Raw genomic sequence first — 19,637 nt, 5'->3', positions numbered from 1 at the left:
CGATGTTCCCGACCATGTTCTTTACCGTGGTACTGGCCTTTGTGGCCGTGGTGATCCTGTTCAAGGCGGTGCGGATGGTGCCGCAGGGATACGAATGGACCGTCGAGCGCTTCGGGCGCTACACGCACACCATGACCCCCGGCCTGCACTTCCTGATCCCGATCGTGTACGGGGTCGGGCGCAAGGTGAACATGATGGAGCAGGTGCTGGACGTGCCCAGCCAGGAAGTGATCACCAAGGACAACGCTGCCGTACGGGTGGACGGCGTGGTGTTCTTCCAGGTGCTGGACGCGGCCAAGGCGGCCTATGAGGTAGCCAATCTGGAAGTGGCGATGATCGCCCTGGTGCAGACCAACATCCGTACCGTGATCGGTTCGATGGACCTGGATGAATCGCTCAGCCAGCGCGAAGTGATCAACGCCCAGCTGCTGAGCGTGGTCGACCATGCCACCAACCCGTGGGGCGTGAAGGTCAACCGCATCGAGATCCGTGACATCCAGCCGCCGCGCGACCTGCTGGATGCAATGGCGCGGCAGATGAAGGCCGAGCGCGAGAAGCGCGCGCAGATCCTTGAAGCCGAGGGTTCGCGACAGTCGGAGATCCTGCGCGCCGATGGCGAGAAGCAGGCCACGGTGCTGGAAGCCGAAGGCCGCCGCGAGGCGGCGTTCCGCGATGCCGAGGCCCGCGAACGCCTGGCCGAGGCCGAAGCCAAGGCAACCCAGATGGTGTCGGCGGCGATCGCCGAAGGCGACGTGCAGGCGATCAACTACTTCGTTGCGCAGAAGTACGTGGAAGCGTTCAAGGAGCTGGCCAGTTCGCCAAACCAGAAGCTGGTGCTGATGCCGATGGAGGCCAGCGGTGTGATCGGCTCGATCGCTGGCGTGGCCGAACTGGCCAAGCAGGCACTGGGCGACCAGAACAACAAGGCCGCAGGCAAGCGGCCGCCGCCGATCGGAGGCTGACATGCGCTGGGAGGTCGTGGGCTGGGGCGCGCTGGCACTGCTGCTGTTTGCCGCAGAGGCACTGGCGCCGGGCGCGTTCATGCTGTGGATCGGCATCGGCGCGGCCGCCGTGTTCGTGCTGGTGGCCGTGTTCAGCGGCATTCCATTGCTGTGGCAGGTCGTTGCCTTCGTCGTGCTGAGCGTGGTCTCGATCCAGTGCTACCGGCGCTGGGGCAAGGCAAGGGCGCGACCCAGCGATGCACCGTTGCTCAACCGCCGCGCCGAGCAGCTGGTCGGACGGGTGGTGCCATTGCAGCAGGGCATCGTCGGCGGGCAGGGCCGGGTCAGCATCGATGATGCGTACTGGCAGGTAAGCGGCCCGGAACTGCAGGCCGGCAGCCTGGTGCGGGTGGTGGCGGTACGGGGCAGCACGCTGGTGGTCGAGGTGGCAGACCGCCCCGTGTAGAGCCGAGCCCATGCTCGGCTGCTCTTCGTGTGGGAGCCGAGCGTAGGCTCGGCTCTACAGCTCCGCCGCTGCGCTGCGGCGCGCCTGCGGGCGACCGATCTGGGATAATGGGGATTCTTGTTTCCTCTGCTGCCGGACCCGGTCATGACCCAGAAGACGCTGCTCAACGATACCCACCGCGCCCTTGGCGCCAAGATGGTCGATTTCGGGGGTTGGGACATGCCCATCCACTACGGCTCGCAGCTGGACGAGCACCACCTGGTGCGTCGCGAGTCGGGTGTGTTCGACGTCAGCCACATGACCGTGGTCGACCTGCGCGGTGACCAGGTCAAGCCGTTCCTGCGCCGCCTGCTGGCCAACTCGGTCGACAAGCTGAAGGTGCCGGGCAAGGCGCTGTACTCCTGCATGCTGAATCCGCGCGGCGGCGTCATCGACGACCTGATCGTCTACTACCTGGGCGAAGATTTCTTCCGCATGGTGGTCAACGCCTCCACCCGCGAAAAGGACCTGGCCTGGCTGCGCGAGCAGGCCGCGCCGTTCGGCGTCAGCGTCGAGCAGCGGCCGGACCTGGCCATCCTGGCCGTGCAGGGCCCACAGGCGCGCGGGATCGTGATCGGCCTGGCCCGCGAATCCGAGCGCGAGGCGCTGACCAAGCTGGGCCGCTTCGCCGCCCTCCAGGTGCAGTCCGACGACGGCGTCGAGCTGTTCGTCGCCCGCACTGGTTACACCGGCGAAGACGGCTTCGAAATCCTGCTGCCGCAGGATGCCGTGGTCGCGTTCTGGAACCGCCTGCTGGCGGCGGGCGTGAAGCCGGCCGGCCTCGGCGCGCGCGACACGCTGCGCCTGGAAGCCGGCATGAACCTGTACGGCCAGGACATGGACGAAGAGATCACCCCGTACGAAGCGGCGCTGGCCTGGACGGTGTCGCTGGACGAAGGCCGCGACTTCATCGGCCGCGACGTGCTGGAAGCGCAGAAGGCTGCCGGCACCGCACGCCAGATGATCGGCCTGGTGATGGACGAGAAGGGCGTGCTGCGCCACGGCCAAGCGGTGACCACCGCGGGTGGCCAGGGCGAGATCCTGTCCGGCACCTTCTCGCCGACCCTGGCCAAGGGCATCGCCTTCGCCCGTGTACCGGCCGGTGAACTCGGCGAAGTCACCGTCGACATCCGCGGCCGGCAGGTGCCGGTGCGCGTGGTCAAGTTCCCGTTCGTGCGCGAAGGCCAGGCCCAGCCCGGCGTGCTCGCCGACGCCTGATCCGAACATGCCGGTCGTCACTGACAGCAGTGGCGGCCGGTTGGTTACACTAGCCCCGTTTTTTCCACCCCTGCATATCTCTGGAGCAGTCCCATGAGCGAGATCCCCGGCGACCTCAAGTTCCTCAAGTCCCATGAGTGGGCCCGTGTCGAAGGCAATGGCCGCGTCACCGTCGGTATTTCCGACCACGCCCAGGGCCTGCTGGGTGACCTGGTCTACGTCGAACTGCCGGAAGTCGGCGCCGACGCCAAGGCCGGCGAACAGATCGCCGTCGTCGAGTCGGTGAAGGCCGCCTCGGACGTCTACAGCCCGATCAGCGGCAAGGTCGTCGAGGTCAACTCGGCCCTGTCCGACAAGCCGGAAACCATCAACGAAGATGCCTACGGCGAAGGCTGGATGTTCGTGGTCGAACTGACCAACGCTGAAGAGGTCAACGAGCTGCTGGACCCGGACGCGTACGCCGAAGCCCTGGAGAACGACGACCACTGAGTCGTCGTTTCCGGGTTCTGCAACGGCCACCTTCGGGTGGCCGTTTTTGTTTTGGCGAGTACGTCGGCTCATGACGCAGGGTTTGCTGCGCGCCCTCGACGCGGCATCAGCAGACCCGCGAACGGTACCGAGGGGCGTGCGCAGTTTTGCGCAAATCCGCGTTTCCACCCCGCGCCGACGCGTCCGGATGTGAAAACTTTTCGCCCCCCGTTGCGGTGCCGTTGTGCTGGCGTTGGTGGGGGCGGCGACCGCTGCTGGCGATGCGTGCATGCAGTGGCCGCCAACATGAATGCATCTGCGCGGAGTGCTTATTTCAAGTGCTTTTTGTTCAACGCTTGCGTCGTTGTCGTTGCAGGTAACGTGCGTGCGTGGCGCTTTGGTGGTCGTCGAAGGCGGAGCGTGGCGACCGTGCAGGCAACACCGTGGATGGCGCGGATGTGAAAATTTTTCGCGGGGGTTGTTGACAGTAAAAAAAACCGTGATTAGGTTTCGCCTCAGCAGACCTTGCCTGCCCAACCGAGTGCGCAGAATCAATCGTCCGATGCGAAGCAGCCCCTTCAAGACCACCGCGACCCTGATGACGGTGGACATGGCCCCGCTTCCCCCGGAGAAATGCAAGGCACTTCCCGTTCCGATGCCCGCTCCGCCGATCGAGGCGGGCATTGCCGTATCCGTAACGGCGCGCCTGACGCGCCGGCGGTCCCCGCACGCAGCATCCGCGGGTTTGATCCACCTGGGCGTTTCAACTCCCTATCACTGACGAGGAGCCATCCCATGGCAACCAAGAAAGCTGCGAAGAAGAAGCCCGCCGCCAAGAAAGCGGTGAAGAAGGTCGCGAAGAAGGCCGCTGCCAAGAAGGCAGTGAAGAAGGTCGCGAAGAAGGCGACCGCCAAGAAGGCAGTGAAGAAGGCTGCGAAGAAGGTCGCCAAGAAGGCCACTGCGAAGAAGGCAGTGAAGAAGGCGGCAAAGAAGGTAGCCAAGAAGTCCACTGCCAAGAAGGCTGTCAAGAAGACCGCGAAGAAGGCCGTCAAGAAGGTAGCCAAGAAGGCCACCAAGAAGACTGCCAAGAAGGCAACGGCCCGCAAGCCTGCCAAGAAGGCCGTCAAGAAGACTGCCAAGAAGGCAGTAAAGAAGACCGCGAAGAAGGCCACCAAGAAGGCTGCCCCGAAGAAGGCAGCGAAGAAGGTTGCCAAGCGCAAGCCGGCCGCCCGCAAGAAGAAGGCCGCTCCGGTCGCTCTGCCGGCAACCCCGGCGCCGCTGATCTAAGTACTTCCCGATAGCCGCATCCTGAAACCCCCTTCCCTGGCTGCCCAGCGGGGAGGGGGTTTTTTTATGGGGCCATTTGCCGCGTCGAGCCATGCTCGACTGCCTTTCCGATAGTTGACGCTAGCGGTGCGGCGCCGGTGGAAAGCGCTCCACCAGGAAATCGATGAAGCTGCGCAGGCGGGTCGAGTGGTAGCGGTCGTGGGCATAGACCACGTGCATCGGCCGGCCGGTCCGGCCATGCTCCGGGAACAGCTGCACCAGGCGCCCGGCTTCGACGTCGGCAGCCAGCAGCAGTGCCGATTGCAGCACGATGCCCAGCCCATGCAGCGCCGCCGTACGCAGCGCTTCGCCGTTGTTGATCTGCAGGCGACCTGTGGGCACATGGTCGAGCCCGCCAGCATCGGCCTGCAGCCACTGCGCCAGTGCGCTGGGTTCGAAGGACAGGCATTGGTGCCGGGAAAGTGCCTGCAGGTCGGAAGGCGTACCATGCCGGGCGAGGTATCCGGGCGAGGCGCACATCATCAATCGATAGGGTGTCAGCGCACGGGCGACCAGCGCGCAGCTGTCAGCCAGCGTACCGATACGCAGGGCGGCTTCGAAACCTTCTTCGGCGAGATTGACGACGCGGTCGGTCAGCACCGCGTCGACACGCACCTCGGGGTAGTGCGCCATGTAATCGGCCAACGCCGGCAGCAGTGCATGCGTGCCGAAGATCACCGGCGCGCTGACGCGCAGCGTGCCTGCCGGTGCCAGGTGCTGGTGCTGGGCCTGCGCATCGGTTTCCTCCACCAGCCGCAGGATCTCCCGGCAGCGGGCGTAGTAGTCCTCGCCGAACGGCGTCATGTGCTGGCGCCGGGTGGTACGACTGAGCAACTGCATGCCGAGCCGTGCCTCCAACGCACGCAGGTGCTTGCCGGCCATCGTCGCGGAGATGTCCAGTGCTGCCGCCGCAGCGCTGAGGCTGCCCTTGTCCACGATCAGCACGTAGACCTGCATGCTTTCCAGCAGGTTCATCTGACACTCCGGGTGTTGAATGCTGAAACCTGTGCGGAGTTTATCAATCAGGGGGGATCAAACAGCATGCACCGCACGGGCCGGATCCACCGGCCGCGCTGACAGGAGAACACCATGGATTTGAACCTTGAGGGACGCACCGCGCTGGTCACCGGGGCGGGCAGTGGCATCGGTGCCGCTGTCGCCAGGCAACTGGCCGCGCAGGGCGTGCGTGTCGCCATCTCGTCACGGCGTCAGGCACCGCTGCAGGCGCTGGCGGCGGAAATCGAAGCGGCGGGCGCACTCGCGCCGATCATCCTGCTGGGCGATGTCACCGACGCCGGGGACGTGCGCCGCATCGCCGACGCCGCGCTGGCAGCGTTGCAGCGGGTGGACATCCTGGTCAACGCAGCTGGCGGCTCGCGGCCAACGACCGTCGATGCCGCCGACGCAATCTGGGAGGAGGCATTGGCGCTGAACTTCTCTGCCGCACGACGGTTGAGCCAGGCACTGCTGCCGGCAATGCAGGCGCAGGGCTGGGGGCGGGTGATCAACTTCAGCGGTTCGATGGAACCGCGCACGGTGAACGCGGCCACGGCGGCGAAGGCGGCGCTTCATCTGTGGAGCAAGGGCCTGTCGTCCGAAGTGGCCGGGCAGGGCATCACGGTGAATGCAATCGCACCGGGGCGGATCAACAGCCCGCAGATTCTTGATCGCCTGCATCCCACCGAGGAAAGCCGGCGCGAGTTCATTGCACGCAACATTCCGATCGGGCGCTTCGGCGATCCGGACGAAGTGGCGCCGCTGGTGGCCTTCCTGGCTTCGCCGCTGGCCGGCTACATCACCGGCGCGGTGATTCCAGTGGACGGCGGCATGCACTACTTCGCGCACTAGCGCTGCGGAGCTGTAGAGCCGAGCCCATGCTCGGCTGCTTTTCGCATCTGTAGAGTCGGGCCATGCTCGACTGCTTGAATCAGCCGAGCATGGCTCGGCTCTACAGAAAGAACGAAAAGGGCGACCCATGGGCCGCCCTTCATGCTTACCGTCGAGCCCACCAGATCAGCGCGGCGACGCCACCGCGCGGTTGCTCGAGGCACCCTTGCCCTTGCGCTTGTCCTGCTGCGCCGGGCTTGCGCCTTCGGCCATCAGGTTGTCGCTGCCGAAGTCGGTGTCCACATCCAGCCAGCGCTGTGCCGGCAGGCCGAGTGCGGAATCGAGCACGGTCGGCAGCAGGCCGCTGGGCAGGCCGCTTTCGCCATTCCACATGATGGCGATGCCGAGATCGCGTTCCGGCACCAATGCCACCAGGCCGCGGTAGCCCTGCACGGCGCCGGCATGGAACACCACGTCGTGGCCGGCATAGTCGAAGGTGCGCCAGCCCAGTGCGTAGCCGGCCGAATGCAGGCGCTCGCGGCGCCAGCCCGAACGCATCTCACCGGGGGTGTTGATCAGGCTGGAGTGCAGGGTGGCCAGCAGCGGCGCCGGCAGCACGTCAGGGCGGTGCCCGGTGTGGGCGAGCAGCCACTGCGCCATGTCGCTGGCGCTGGCATTGACGCCAGCCGCCGGGGCGACGCGGTAGTAGGTCGGCTTCGGCGTCAGCGACACCCAGCCATTGCGGCTGCGCACGTGCGGACGCGCCCAGCGCGAGCTGGCCTGGATGCCGGCCAGGCCGAGGCTGGCATCGTTCATGCCCAGCGGCTTGAAGATGCGGCGCTCGACCGACTGCTCGTAGAAGCTGCCGGAAGCGGCGTAGACAACGTCGCCGATCAGGCTGAAGGCCACGTTCTGGTAGGCGTAGCAGTCGCCCGGCAGGCACTTCAGGCTGGTGTTGGCCAGCTTCTGGGTCAGCGAGTAGTACTCGGCGTTGCCTTCGATGTCGCGGTCGTAGGCGTTGTACGGCAGGCCGACGCGGTGGCTGAGCACATCGGCCACCGTCAGGCGGTCGGTGGCTTCGGGCGAGTTGAGGCGGAAGCCCGGCACGTAATCGGTGACCTTGCTGTCCCAGCGCAGCGTGCCGTCGTTGACCAGCAGACCGGCCATGGTGCCGGCGAACGCCTTGGACAGTGATGCCAGGCGGAACACGGTGTGCGCATCGACCGGCAGCGGATTGTTGACGTCGGTGACGCCATAGCCGCGCGCGCTGAGGATGCGGCCGCCCTGCACGATGGCCACGGCCATGCCTGGCACGCGCTCGCCATAGGTGAGCTGCTGCGCCATCGATTCGATGTTGGCGACGTTGAAGCCTGCGGCGGGCGCCTGCACCTGCGGCACCAGACCGGTGCGGTAGGCCGCCGGCTGGGTGTGGGCGACAGTGGGACCCGCAGCGGATTCGATGTTGGTCGGCATCGGCGGCAATGCCGGCGGTGTCTGCGCGGTGGTGGACAAGGCAACAGGCATCAGCATGCCCAGCAAACCGGTGGCCGCCGAACGGATCGGACGACGCAGGCTGTTCTTTTTCATCGTTGTGACCCGTGCGCGACTGCTGATGGCGATTCTAGCGCCGCTTTTCCCTTGTGCACAAACAAAGCGAAGATGAATGCGCATCTCGTTGAAAAAGTTGGAATTTTGACGCCTCCGAAGCGTGTATCGGAACGTGTCATCCGGGCCCGGCCATGACAGTGCGTTGCAGCCTTCAAACGGCCACCTGCTGGCGATGTTGCAGTGCATTGGATAACGTACGCGCTTCACCGCCCCCGGAGCCTGCCATGCCGCTGTCCAACCGCCGTCTTCAGGCGAGGGACACCGCGTGAGTGCGGTACGGGGGAAAGGGCCGCTGCAGGGGCTGGCGGCGGCGCTGCGCGAGTCGCCGGCGCTGTGGTGGTCGTTCCTGTACTTCTTCTGCCTGCTCAGCGGCTACTACGTGCTGCGCCCGGTGCGCGAGGCGATGGCCGCGTCGGCCGACCTGGAGACGGTGTTCCCACCGCTGCTGATCGCCTGGTTCGGAAGCCATGGCATCGCGCTGAAGGACTTCGTGTTGCAGTTCCTGTTCACCTGCGTGTTCGTGATCATGCTGGTGCTGCAGCCGGTCTATGGCTGGCTGGTCAGCCGCTTTCCGAGGCGGGTGTTCCTGCCGGCGGTGTACGGCTTCTTCATTGTCACCCTGCTCGGGTTCTACGTGATGTTCGACAGCGGCGTGCCGGGCCGCGGCATGGCTTTCTTCTTCTGGATCACCGTCTTCAACCTGTTCGCGGTGGCGGTGTTCTGGAGCTTCATGGCCGACGTGTTCTCCAATGTGCAGGCACGGGCCTACTACGGCTACATCGGCGCGGCGGGCACCATCGGTGCCTTCCTCGGCCCGATCATCACCAGTGCGCTGGTACAGCGCGTGGGCATCGCCAACCTGATGCTGGTGTCGGCCGGTTTCCTTGCCATCTGCCTGTTGAGCATCTGGAGGCTGCGGCACTGGGCGGTGCTTCGCGAGCAGGAGCAGCAGTTGGTATCGGGCGAAAAGCCGATGGGCGGCAGTGTGCTGGATGGTCTCAAGCTGATTGTTCGCGAACCTCTGCTGCGCTGGCTGGCGATCATGGTGGTGTTCGGCGTGGGCGTGGGAACGCTGCTCTACAACCAGCAGGCTGCCATCGTGCGTGCGGCGTTCACCGACCCCGCAGCGAGCACCGCGTTCTTCTCGCGCATCGACCTGGCAGTGAATGCGCTGGCGCTGTTGATGCAGCTGGGCCTGACCCGCTGGCTGTTGTCCCGCCACGGGATCGCACCGGCGCTGCTGATTCCCGGCTTCGCGATCCTGATCGGCTTCTCGGTGCTGGCCGCTTCGCCCATGCCCCTGCTGGTGGCGGTGGTGCAGGTGATGACCCGCGCAAGCGAGTTCGCACTGGCCAAGCCGGCCCGCGAAACCATCTACACCCGCGTGGACCGGCAGTGGCGTTACAAGGCCGGCGCAGCCATCGACACCGTGGTCTACCGCGGTGCGGACCTGAGCTTTGCCTGGGTGCACAAGGGCCTGTCCCTGTTCGGCTCGCATGTGGTGTTCGTCGGCGGCATGCTGGTGGCCGCGTGCATGACCGCCGCCGCGTTCGGCGTGCTGCGCGAAGAAAAGAAACTGCCGCGCGACCGCTGATGTTCCGGGGTCAGATCCCTTTCCCTCAGGGAAAGGGATCTGACCCCATTCCCCATCCCTGTCCAAGGAACCGCCCATGTACTGGATCGCACTCGCCCTGACGTTGCTGGTCGCCCTGCTGCACGTCTATTTCCTGGTGCTTGAGATGTTCCTGTGGACCCGCCCGCTGGGCCTGAAGACGTTCCGCAACACGCCGCAGAAGGCAGAGACCACGCGCGTGCTGGCGGCCAACCAGGGGCTGTACAACGGCTTCCTGGCGGCGGGCATCGTGGTGGGGCTGGTGATCGAGCAGCCGGTGCTGGTGACGTTCTCGCTGGCGTGCGTGGTGGTGGCGGGGTGTTATGGCGCGTACAGCGTGAGCCGGCGCATTTTCATGATCCAGGCGGTGCCGGCGATCCTGGCGCTGGTTCTTCGCGCGGTGGCGTAGTTTCCAGCCAACGGCGCAGCCCCTCGTGGGTGGGCCGCGGAATGCGGGTCGTGGGTTTGGCCGGGCGGATGGGCTGGGCAGGGGACGCCGTAAACCTGTGGTGGTCCAGTATTTTTGGACACTCCCAAAGGGAGTTCAGGCCACCTGCTCTTCACAAAGCGCAGGTGGCACAAGGCCGTTGGCACTGTGTAGCCGACGGTGGTTGTACCAGTCCACGAACTGCTCGATGTCTGCTGCCGCCTCCTGTCGAGTGGGGTATTTGGAGTAAAGCCATTCCCCTTTGAGGGTGGCGAAAACCCGTTCCACCACCGCGTTGTCCCAGCAGTTGCCCTTCCGGCTCATGCTCTGGGTGATGCCGTTGTCACGCAGGATTTCGGCCATGGCATGGCTGGTGTACTGCCGACCTTGATCCGAGTGGAAAAGTAGTCGCCCGTTGGGACGACGCTGTTTCAGCGCCCCGCGCAGGGCTCTGACGGCCAGCCAGGCATCCCCTTCGTGAGAGTGAGCCCAGCCCACGATCCGGCGGGCAAACAGATCCACCACGATGGCCAGATAGAGCCAGCCTTGCTGGGTCGGGATGTAGGTGATATCCCCTGCCCAGACCTGGTTGGGGGCCGCCGGGTTGAATTGGCGTTCCAACACGTTGGGCGCCGTCAGTGCCTGCGGCCCAAGGCTGTGGTACTTGTGCCGCCGGTGCTGTCGCGCCCTGACACCGGCTCGGCGCATCAGCGTCCGGGCGCGGTAGCGCCCCATGGGTAGGCCGCAGTTGGTCAGCTCCCTGGCCATCTTGCGAGAGCCACAGCTCCCCCGATGGGACTGATGAATGCGACGAACCAGATCAACCTGGGCCAGCAGCGCCCGGTCAATCCGGGGCTCCCGGTGCAGCCAGGCGTAGTAGCTGCTACGGGGATAGTCCATCAACTGACACACCAACCGGATCGGAGCGACCTTCCCCAATTCCTGGATCACCTGTTCCGGTGATCGCTGTCCCGAATGAAGAAGGCGATGGATTTTTTTAGCAGGTCGCGCTCCTCCTTGAGCCTGCGATTCTGGGCCTCCAGCTCGGCGATTCTGACCTGGGCATCCACCGGCGGTGCCTCGGCCTGAGGGTCATGCTTTCGCCGCCATTGCTCGATCCAGCGCCTCAGCGCCGTCGGGCCGACATCCATCAGCTGGCAGACGTCCCTGACTGTCTGCCCCTCCACAACGACAAGGCGAACCGCCTCATCCCTCATGCCCTGAGTGATCTGTTTTGCCATGGGTCTACCTCGATGCTCGAAATTGATCCTATCGAGTGTCCAAGTTGATTAGACCACCACAACCCATCCTTGGGGGCTTGGCCGCGGCATCCATGCCGCGGACACCCCTGCCCAGCCCATCCGCCCGGCCCCTGACAGGTTCCGTGTGCGGCCAGCCCACGGAGAAGAAGAGAAGATGAAGAGCAACAGCGGGTCGCTGCGCTCGTGGGTTCTGCGCGCACGAAAAAAGCGGCCGGCGGACCGCTTCTGCTTTTGCTCTTGCTCTTCTTTTTTCTCTTGCGTGGGTGGACGCCACAGAGATCTGTCAGAGGTCGGAGGGGTGGGGCCGGGCGGGGTATCCGCGCCATGGATGGCGCGGCTAAGCCTACACGGACGTACTTGCGGCGTCCCCGCCCGGCCTCACCCCTCCGGCCCAGCCGATAAACCGCATTTGGCGACCCATCCACGAGGGGCTGCGCCGTTCGCGGAAACACACTACTTCGCCGGTGACATCCACATGTCGATGACCGCGCTGAACACCTCCGTCCCCGCACGATCCCGCACACTCACCGTCACCGGCAGCGCGTAACCCTGCGCCGCCGCCACGATCGGCTGCGCCGGCAGCGCCACCGCCTGCAGCGTGCCGCGCGCCTTGGCCAGGTACTGCACCTGCATGCCCTTCGGGATCCAGCGCATCCCCTTCGGCAGTGACGCGTCGACCATCAGCCCGGCGGTCAGTTCGGCCAGGTTGCACATCGCGATCGCGTGCACCGTGCCGATGTGGTTGCGCACCCTGCGGCGGTCGGCCAGCGTGCCTTCGCAGCGGCCGTGCTCCAGGCGGGTGATGCGCGGGGCGATGCTGGCGAAGTAGGGCGCCTTGAAGCAGACCGCGCGCGAGAACAGCCAGGTGCCGGCAGGCCAGCGTTGCAGCCGGTGGTAGAGCGAGAGCAGGGGCGTGGACATGGTCGGTGTTCCGGTCGTCGGATAGAACGACGGCGGGCCGAGGCCCGCCGTCGAAGGCAACGCGTGTCGCGGGCGATCAGGCCGCCTGCGAATGCGGGTCCTTGTGCTGGCGGTCGTAGTAGCTGGCCGCACGCAGTTCGTGGGTGTCGAAGTCGTCCACGGTGATGGTGTCCAAGGTCAGCGTGCGCAGCTCTTCCAGCAGGCTGCGCTCGTCCTGGGTGATCACGCCCTCGGCCACGGCCTCGTCCAGCTGGGCCTTGAAGTCCAGAGCTTCGATGCCCTTGCTCTTCAGGGCCTTCAGGAACTTGCGCTCTACCGGTTCGGCCATGATCGCCTTGCTCAGGTAGCTGTTGATGCGGCCACCCGGGTTGTTCTCGCACGGGGTCAGGAACACGCCGCTGGCCAGACGATCACGCGCTTCGTTCGGCGCCATCAGCAGGGCGGCGACGCGGCGGCTCAGACGGTCGCCCGGAGCCTCGGCACGACGGCCCAGCGGGAAGATCAGCGCCCACATCAGCCAGCCGATCGGACGGATCGGGAAGTTGCGCAGGGCGGCCGACAGCGATTCCTCGATCTTGTGCACGCTGTCATGGAAGGCCCAGGCCAGCAGCGGCTGGTCGGCCTGCGGTGCGCCTTCATCGTGGTAGCGCTTGAGCATGGCGCTGGTCATGTAGACATGGCTCAGCACGTCGCCCAGGCGGCCGGACAGCGATTCCTTGAACTTCAGCTTGCCGCCGAGGGTCATCATCGAGATGTCGGCCATCAGCGCCAGGTTGGCCGAATAACGGTCCAGCTTGCGGAAGTAGCGGCGGGTGTAAGCGTCGCCCGGGGCGGCACCGAAGCGCGCGCCGGTCAGGCCGAACCAGAACGAACGCACGGCGTTGGAGAGGCCGAAGCGGATGTGGCCAAACAGGCTGCGGTCGAACTCCTGCAGGCCGGCACGGGTGTCCGGATCCTGCGCGGCCTTCATTTCCTTCAGCACCCACGGGTGGCAGAGGATCGCACCCTGGCCGAAGATCAGCAGGCTGCGGGTCATGATGTTGGCGCCTTCCACGGTGATCGCGATCGGCGCGGCCTGCCAGCTGCGGCCGGCGAAGTTGCGCGGCCCCAGGATGATGCCCTTGCCGCCGATCACGTCCATCATGTCCGAGATCACTTCGCGGCTCATGTTGGTGCAGTGGTACTTGGCGATCGCCGACGGCACCGACGGCACGTCACCACGGTCGACCGCAGCTGCGGTGGCCTGCGACAGCGCGCTGATCTTGTACGCCTTGCCGCCGATGCGGGCCAGCGCTTCTTCCACGCCCTCGAAGCGGCCGACCGACAGGCCGAACTGCTTGCGGATGCGTGCATAGGCGCCGGTCACGGCAGCACCGGCCTTGGCACCGCCGCTGGCGGTGGAGGGCAGGGTGATCGAGCGGCCCACGGCCAGGCACTCGTTGAGCATGTTCCAGCCCTTGCCGGCCATGGCAGCGCCACCGATCAGCTGGGTCAGCGGAATGAACACGTCCTTGCCGCGGATCGGACCGTTCTGGAACGTCGAGTTCAGCGGGAAGTGGCGACGGCCGATTTCAACGCCGGCGGTGTCGCGCGGCAGCAGGCCCAGGGTGATGCCGATGTCGCGGGTATCGCCGATCAGGCCGTCCGGGTCGTACATGCGGAACGCCAGGCCGATCAGCGAGGCAACCGGGGCCAGGGTGATGTAGCGCTTGTCGAAGGTCAGCTTGACGCCGAGCACCTGCTCGCCGTTCCACTCGCCCTTGCAGACGATGCCGTAGTCGGGAATCGAGGTGGCGTCGGAGCCGGCGAACGGGCCGGTCAGGCCGAAGCAGGGCACTTCGCGGCCATCGGCCAGGCGCGGCAGGTACTGGTCCTTCTGTTCCTGGGTGCCGTAGTGCACCAGCAGTTCACCCGGGCCCAGCGAGTTCGGCACGCCGACGGTGGAGCTGACCACCGAGGACACCGAGGCCAGCTTCTGGATCACCTTGTGGTGGGCCAGCGCGGAGAAGCCCAGGCCGCCATATTCCTTCGGAATGATCATGCCGAAGAACTTGTTCTTCTTGATGAAGGCCCACAGCTCCGGCGGCAGGTCGGCGTGGACGTGGGTGATTTCCCAGTCGTTGACCATCGTGCACAGCTCTTCGACCGGGCCATCGAGGAAGGCCTGTTCTTCGGCGGTCAGCTGCGGCTTCGGGTAGTTGAGCAGGATGTTCCAGTCCGGATCACCGGTGAACAGCTCGCCCTCGAAACCGACCGAGCCGGTTTCCAGCGCGATGCGCTCGGTCTGCGACAGCGGCGGCAGCACCTTGCGGAACACCTTCATCATCGGGCCGGTCAGCAGCGGCTTGCGGATGAACGGCAGCAGCAGCGGCACGGCGATGACGGCCAACACGGCGGCAGCCACGATCGTGGCGGTCTGGTTGACGTAGGGGATGAACCAGCAGGCGACCAGCAGGGCCACGCTGATCAGCGTCCAGGTAACCAGCCGCATGCGGTGGTAGGCGACGAACGCGCCTGCCAGCAGCAGGGCGAGGAAGGGAAGAACGATGCTCATGAGCGTGCTCCGGTGACGTGCTCGTTTGTGGCGGACGAAGCCGCAGCATCCGCTGCGGGCAACACGTCCAGATAGTCCAACACAGTAGCGGTAAAGGCGTCGTTGTCATCGCCGGCGACCATGTGCGTGGCCTGCGGCAGCTGTACGTGACGCGCGTGCGGCGCCAACGCCAGGAATTCGGCCACGGTCTGTGGCGTGACCAGGTCGCTGCGGCCGCCGCTGACCAGCAGCAGCGGGCATTTCACTTGGCGTGCGGCCTCGGCCAGCGCATCCTGGTGCTGCTCGCTGTCGCGCGCCAGTTCGGCCACCAGGCGCGGGTCCCAGTGCCAGCGCCAGCGGCCCTGGCCGTCCTCGCGCAGCAATGCGCGCAGCGACTGCTCGGATTTGCGCGGACGGTGCGGCATGTAGGCCGAGATCACATCGGCGGCCTGGGTGAGCGAGGCGAAGCCGTCGGGATGGGCGGTCATGAAGGCCAGGATGCGTTCAACACCGGCGGTATCCCAACGCGGGGTGATGTCCACCAGCACCATCGCCGAGAACAGGCCCGGCCAGCGCGATTCGGCCAGCAGGCCGAACAGGCCACCCATCGAGGCTGCGACCAGCACCGGCGGGCGCGGCTGTTCCCCGGCCAGCACGATGAGGTCATCAGCGAACTGTTCGCCGTGATAGGGCAGTTCGGCGGCATTCCAGTCCGAATCGCCGTGGCCACGAGCGTCGTAGGCCAATGTCTGCAGTCCCGCCGCAGACAGGGCCCGCGCGGTGGCGTTCCAGGCATGCCGGGTCTGGCCGAAGCCATGCGCGAACAGCACCCGGCCACGGCGGCCATGGTCGCTGGCAGTCGCAGCCAGGCGCGCGCCATGGGCGGCCTCCAGGCGAAGATCATGGAACGCAGCGGGAGTAGGGGACGTAACCATACTTGCTAGTATGGAGCGCTTGTGAGGGAAGTCAATACTGCACGGTATGGTGCGCTGCGGCAGGTGCCGAGGCGGGCGCCGCGACGGTTTCGGCCGCAACCGCGTACTGCAACGAACCCCGGCGTATGGTTAAATCAGCCCATGAATCAACCTGACGCTTCCGCCGGCGAACCGCGCGCCGGCCGCAACAGCCGCCTGAGTGCCGAAGACTGGGCCCAGGCAGCTCTCGATCTGATTGCTGAACAAGGTGTGGGTGCCGTCGCGGTGGAACCGTTGGCGCGGCGCCTGGGTGTGACCAAGGGCAGTTTCTACTGGCACTTCCCGTCGCGTGATGCGCTGCTGCAGGCGGCGCTGGAACGCTGGGAACTGTTCGAACAGGAACAGGTGTTCGGCAGCCTGGAGGATGTGCCGGATCCGCGCGTGCGCCTGCGCCAGTTGTTCCAGATGGTGGCGCACGAAGTGCAGCCGCACATCATCTACAGCGAACTGCTGAAGGCGCTGGACCACCCGATGGTGCGCCCGGTGATCGACCGCGTGTCGCAGCGCCGGCTCGACTACCTGGTTGCTTCGTTCCGCCAGGCCGGGCTCAGCTCCACCGATGCACGGCATCGCGCACGCCTGGCCTATGCAGCCTACGTTGGCTTCCTGCAGCTTTCGCTGCAGCTGCAGCAACCCAAGCAGGCCCGCGAGGATTTCGAGGCCTATGTCGAGCATCTGATCGAGACGCTCATTCCCAGCTGAATGGGAAAACGGCGCCCTGCAAGTGCCGAATGCGCCTTGCAGGGCGACCTCAATGCGCCAACGTATGTCGTAGTGAGACTGGTTTCACGCGATTTGGGCGTTTTCTTAACGACTCTTTAATTCCAGATCAAGTGTGGCTACTATCGGGTCACCAGCCGTTTTTTGTGCCTCCCTTTTGGGGTACGTCGGTTGGACTCAGCACACAACCCAAGATCCATGGAGAGAGAGCCCATGAAGTTGAACAGCAACAAGCTGCGCGATGCAGTGTGCGTTGCGCTGGCCGCCAGCGCCGCATCCGTTGCCGGCACCGGTGTGGCGTCTGCCCAGACCGCCACCAACCTGGACCGCATTGAAGTCACCGGTTCGCGCATCCGTACCGTCGACGTCGAAACTGCCCAGCCGGTCCTGACCCTCAGCCGCGCCGACATCGAGAAGCAGGGCTTCTCGTCGGTCGCTGACATCCTGCAGAACATCAGCGCCGTGGGTACGCCGCCGATCAGCCGTGCCCAGCCGCTGTCCTCGGGCGAAGCCGTCGGCGGCACCTACATCAGCCTGCGCGACCTGGGTGCCACCCGCACCCTGGTGCTGCTCAACGGCAAGCGCCTGGGCATCACCACCGGTGGCCTGCAGGACATCTCGACCGTGCCGGTCTCGGCCATCGAGCGCATCGAAGTGCTGAAGGACGGCGCTTCGTCGATCTACGGTTCCGATGCCATCGCCGGCGTCATCAACATCATCACCCGTACCAACTTCGAAGGCGCCACCGGCAGCGTCTACTACGGCCAGTACAGTGAAGGCGACGGTGCCACCCGCACCATGGACTTCACCATGGGCGTGAAGGGTGAGCGCGGTTCGCTGACCATCGGTGCCGAGTACGCCAAGGAAGACAAGGTGCGGGCGGCGGATCGTCCGTACGGTGCGTTCCCGCGCAGCGCCAACCACCCGGACTTCGGCTGGACCACCGTCGGCGAGTTCGGCGGTTTCGTCAGCCGTCCGGCCGATGGCCTGCCGGGCGTCACCTATCCGGCCGCCAGTGCATCCAACCCGAACCGCGAAGTGCGCGTGATCCTGCGTGAGGGTGGCAACGCGAGCAACAAGGCCGACTACATCGCGCAGAACGTCAACAGCTTCTCCACCCAGGACAAGACCAACACCAACCTGCAGACCGACCTGCGTACCCCGCAGGAGCGCCGTGCGGTGTTCGTCGATGGCATCTACGACCTGACCGACAACGTGCGCCTGCGCACCAACATGCTGTACAGCTTCCGCGATTCGAACCGCCAGATCGCCGGCTATCCGTACGGCGCACTGGCCTTCGGTTCGCCGATTTCGGCCAGCAGTGTGTTCAATCCGCTGGGTGCTGACATCGCCAACTGGTGGCGTCGTACTTCGGAAGTACCGCGCAACACCCGCGCCGAGCTGACCACCTTCCGCTTCAGCGGCGGCCTGGAAGGCAGCTTCGAGTTCTCCGACCGCCTGTTCGACTGGGATGTCGGCTACCTGTACAACAACAACAAGCTGGTCCAGACCAGCACCGGCGACCTCAACCTGACCGCGCTGCGTGCGGCCGTGGGTCCGTCGTTCATCAACAGCAGCGGCGTGGCGCAGTGCGGTACCGTGGCCAACCCGATCGGGTTGAACCAGTGCGTGCCGTACAACCCGTTCCTGCATGCCGGCATCCAGAGCAACGGTGCCAATGGCGCATTGACCGGCAATACCGCCCTGCAGAACCTGCTGTTCCCGTCTGCGCACTCCACCGCCGAGACCACCACCAAGGTCGTCACCGCCAACCTCGCCGGCAGCCTGTTCACCCTGCCGGCCGGCGACCTGGGCTTCGCCGTGGGTATCGAACACCGCAAGGAAACGGGCAGCTTCAGCCCGGACGCGCTGGTGCAGTCGGGCAACACCTCCGGCCTGGCCAACTTCCCGACCGGTGGTGGCTACAAGGTTGACGAAGTCTATGCCGAGTTCAACGTGCCGATCCTGGCCGACCTGCCGGGCGCCCGCGAGCTGAGCCTCAACGCGGCCACCCGTCATTCGGACTACGACACCTTCGGCACGACGCTGAACAGCAAGTTCGGCTTCAAGTGGAAGCCGATCGACTCGCTGCTCATCCGCGGTACCTGGGCGGAAGGCTTCCGTGCCCCGACCATCGCCGACCTGTACAGCGGCGGTTCGCAGTCGTTCGACTTCTTCACCGATCCGTGCGATTCGGTCTACGGTGCAGCGCGCACCAACGCTGCGGTGCGTGCCCGTTGCGCCGCTGCACTGCCGGCCGGCGTCAACGTCAACAACTTCCGCCAGCAGCAGCAGGGCTTCACCCCGACCACCGCTGCATCGTCGCAGACCCCGCTGGCCTTCGTCTCCGGTTCCAACGACCAGCTGACCCCGGAAACCTCGACGTCCAAGACCCTGGGCTTCGTCTGGAGCCCGGGTTTCATCCAGAACTTCAACATGTCGCTGGACTGGTGGGAAATCCGCGTCGAGAACACCATCATCTCGGACACGGCCAACCTGATCCTCAACGACTGCTACATCAACGATATCGCGGCACGCTGCTCGGCGTTCACGCGTGATCCGGTGACCGGCATCGTCAACAACCTCAAGCGCACCGGCATCAACGCCGGCTACCGCGAGGTGGAAGGCTTCGACCTGGATGTCAGCTACCGCCTGCCGACCGATCGTTTCGGCAACTTCAGCGCGCAGTGGACCAGCACCTACACCTCGCGTGACGACCTGGTCACCACCAAGAACCCGGTCACCCACCCGAATCCCCGCACCGGCGTGGGCTGGGCGGGCGGCGCCTTCCGCGTGCGTTCGAACCTGAACCTGGGTTGGGAAATGGGTGACTTCGGTGCCAGCTGGACCGTCCGTTACTTCTCCGGCATGAAGGAATCGTGCCTGAGCGCCGTGACGTTCCCGGAAGAGTGCAACCTGCCGAACTACGCTTCGCCGAACAACCAGGGCGTGGCGGTGGGCAGCGCGACCAACCAGCGTGGCGCGACCGTGTTCAACGACGTCCAGCTGCGCTGGAACGCACCGTGGAATGCGACCGTGGCCGTGGGTGCCAACAACGTGTTCGGCCGCGTGGGCCCGACCATGTACAGCCAGCCGAGCGCGAACGTCTCCTACTACGGTGGCTTCGACATCGGTCGCTTCCTGTACATGAAGTACACCCAGCGCTTCTGATCGCGGCGTAATCCGTACGTGTGACATGGCCACGCCCCGAAAGGGGCGTGGCTTTTTTCATGGGCGCGAAGGCGATGCATGGTTGGGGTGCGGCCGGAAGCTGCACGCAGCACAATGCCGGTGT

General features: G+C 65.5%; 17 protein-coding genes. 10 read left to right on the top strand and 7 right to left on the bottom strand.

Annotation, left to right across the window (positions count from 1 at the left end):
- Positions 1-2 precede the first annotated feature (2 nt).
- The 5 genes from ACZK0Z_RS17475 (at position 3) to ACZK0Z_RS17455 (ending at position 4,419) form a co-directional block, all read left to right on the top strand.
- Positions 3-962, top strand: coding sequence for an SPFH domain-containing protein (locus tag ACZK0Z_RS17475; protein ID WP_049431762.1), 960 nt, complete (start codon positions 3-5; stop codon positions 960-962).
- A 1-nt stretch (position 963) separates the two neighbouring features.
- Positions 964-1,407: an NfeD family protein gene (locus ACZK0Z_RS17470; RefSeq protein ID WP_049431759.1), complete on the top strand. Its 444-nt coding sequence runs from the start codon at positions 964-966 to the stop codon at positions 1,405-1,407.
- A 144-nt stretch (positions 1,408-1,551) separates the two neighbouring features.
- The gene (gene gcvT / locus ACZK0Z_RS17465) at positions 1,552-2,664 is read left to right on the top strand and encodes a glycine cleavage system aminomethyltransferase GcvT (RefSeq protein ID WP_049431756.1); all 1,113 of its coding nucleotides are present in this window, start codon (positions 1,552-1,554) and stop codon (positions 2,662-2,664) included.
- Between the two features lie 93 nt (positions 2,665-2,757).
- Positions 2,758-3,153: a glycine cleavage system protein GcvH gene (gene gcvH, locus ACZK0Z_RS17460; protein ID WP_005410701.1), complete on the top strand. Its 396-nt coding sequence runs from the start codon at positions 2,758-2,760 to the stop codon at positions 3,151-3,153.
- Positions 3,154-3,765: 612 nt separating this feature from the next.
- Positions 3,766-4,419, top strand: coding sequence for a histone (locus ACZK0Z_RS17455; protein WP_197633560.1), 654 nt, complete (start codon positions 3,766-3,768; stop codon positions 4,417-4,419).
- Positions 4,420-4,539: 120 nt separating this feature from the next.
- On the opposite strand, the gene ACZK0Z_RS17450 is transcribed toward ACZK0Z_RS17455, so the two are convergent.
- A complete protein-coding gene (locus tag ACZK0Z_RS17450) occupies positions 4,540-5,433 on the bottom strand; it encodes a LysR substrate-binding domain-containing protein (RefSeq protein WP_197633556.1) in 894 nt (297 codons plus the stop codon).
- Between the two features lie 114 nt (positions 5,434-5,547).
- On the opposite strand from ACZK0Z_RS17450, the gene ACZK0Z_RS17445 reads away from it, so the two are divergent.
- On the top strand, positions 5,548-6,306 hold the full coding sequence (locus ACZK0Z_RS17445; RefSeq protein ID WP_049431750.1) for an SDR family NAD(P)-dependent oxidoreductase: 759 nt from the start codon (positions 5,548-5,550) through the stop codon (positions 6,304-6,306).
- 165 nt (positions 6,307-6,471) lie between these two features.
- On the opposite strand, the gene ACZK0Z_RS17440 is transcribed toward ACZK0Z_RS17445, so the two are convergent.
- Positions 6,472-7,872 (bottom strand): serine hydrolase, encoded by a 1,401-nt coding sequence (locus ACZK0Z_RS17440; protein WP_197633557.1) that lies wholly within the window; start codon positions 7,870-7,872, stop codon positions 6,472-6,474.
- A 286-nt stretch (positions 7,873-8,158) separates the two neighbouring features.
- Here ACZK0Z_RS17440 and ACZK0Z_RS17435 point away from each other — a divergent pair, with 286 nt between their 5' ends.
- The gene (locus ACZK0Z_RS17435; protein ID WP_197633558.1) at positions 8,159-9,487 is read left to right on the top strand and encodes an MFS transporter; all 1,329 of its coding nucleotides are present in this window, start codon (positions 8,159-8,161) and stop codon (positions 9,485-9,487) included.
- A 76-nt stretch (positions 9,488-9,563) separates the two neighbouring features.
- Positions 9,564-9,914, top strand: coding sequence for a DUF1304 family protein (locus ACZK0Z_RS17430; RefSeq protein WP_197633559.1), 351 nt, complete (start codon positions 9,564-9,566; stop codon positions 9,912-9,914).
- Positions 9,915-10,049: 135 nt separating this feature from the next.
- Here the strand turns inward: ACZK0Z_RS17430 and ACZK0Z_RS17425 are convergent, their stop codons facing one another.
- The 5 genes from ACZK0Z_RS17425 to ACZK0Z_RS17405 form a co-directional block, all read right to left on the bottom strand.
- A complete protein-coding gene (locus ACZK0Z_RS17425) occupies positions 10,050-10,883 on the bottom strand; it encodes an IS3 family transposase (RefSeq protein ID WP_404830271.1) in 834 nt (277 codons plus the stop codon).
- Positions 10,880-11,173: a transposase gene (locus ACZK0Z_RS17420; RefSeq protein ID WP_019338990.1), complete on the bottom strand. Its 294-nt coding sequence runs from the start codon at positions 11,171-11,173 to the stop codon at positions 10,880-10,882. Before ACZK0Z_RS17420 ends, ACZK0Z_RS17425 begins: the two co-directional genes overlap by 4 nt.
- A gap of 474 nt (positions 11,174-11,647) precedes the next feature.
- Positions 11,648-12,115, bottom strand: a complete 468-nt coding sequence (locus ACZK0Z_RS17415) for a hotdog fold domain-containing protein (RefSeq protein WP_197633382.1) — start codon at positions 12,113-12,115, stop codon at positions 11,648-11,650.
- Positions 12,116-12,191: 76 nt separating this feature from the next.
- Positions 12,192-14,669: an acyl-CoA dehydrogenase gene (locus ACZK0Z_RS17410; RefSeq protein ID WP_049428122.1), complete on the bottom strand. Its 2,478-nt coding sequence runs from the start codon at positions 14,667-14,669 to the stop codon at positions 12,192-12,194.
- Positions 14,666-15,583, bottom strand: coding sequence for an alpha/beta fold hydrolase (locus tag ACZK0Z_RS17405; RefSeq protein ID WP_049428119.1), 918 nt, complete (start codon positions 15,581-15,583; stop codon positions 14,666-14,668). Before ACZK0Z_RS17405 ends, ACZK0Z_RS17410 begins: the two co-directional genes overlap by 4 nt.
- 141 nt (positions 15,584-15,724) lie before the next feature.
- On the opposite strand from ACZK0Z_RS17405, the gene ACZK0Z_RS17400 reads away from it, so the two are divergent.
- Both ACZK0Z_RS17400 and ACZK0Z_RS17395 read left to right on the top strand, forming a co-directional pair.
- Positions 15,725-16,324: a TetR/AcrR family transcriptional regulator gene (locus ACZK0Z_RS17400; RefSeq protein WP_005410690.1), complete on the top strand. Its 600-nt coding sequence runs from the start codon at positions 15,725-15,727 to the stop codon at positions 16,322-16,324.
- 231 nt (positions 16,325-16,555) lie between these two features.
- Positions 16,556-19,513 (top strand): TonB-dependent receptor domain-containing protein, encoded by a 2,958-nt coding sequence (locus ACZK0Z_RS17395; RefSeq protein ID WP_197633380.1) that lies wholly within the window; start codon positions 16,556-16,558, stop codon positions 19,511-19,513.
- Positions 19,514-19,637: the final 124 nt, after the last annotated feature.

Source organism: Stenotrophomonas sp. 116085_Sma, assembly GCF_056479585.1.
Note: the sequence above shows the minus strand (reverse complement) of the source record. Positions and strands in the feature narration are given on the sequence as shown.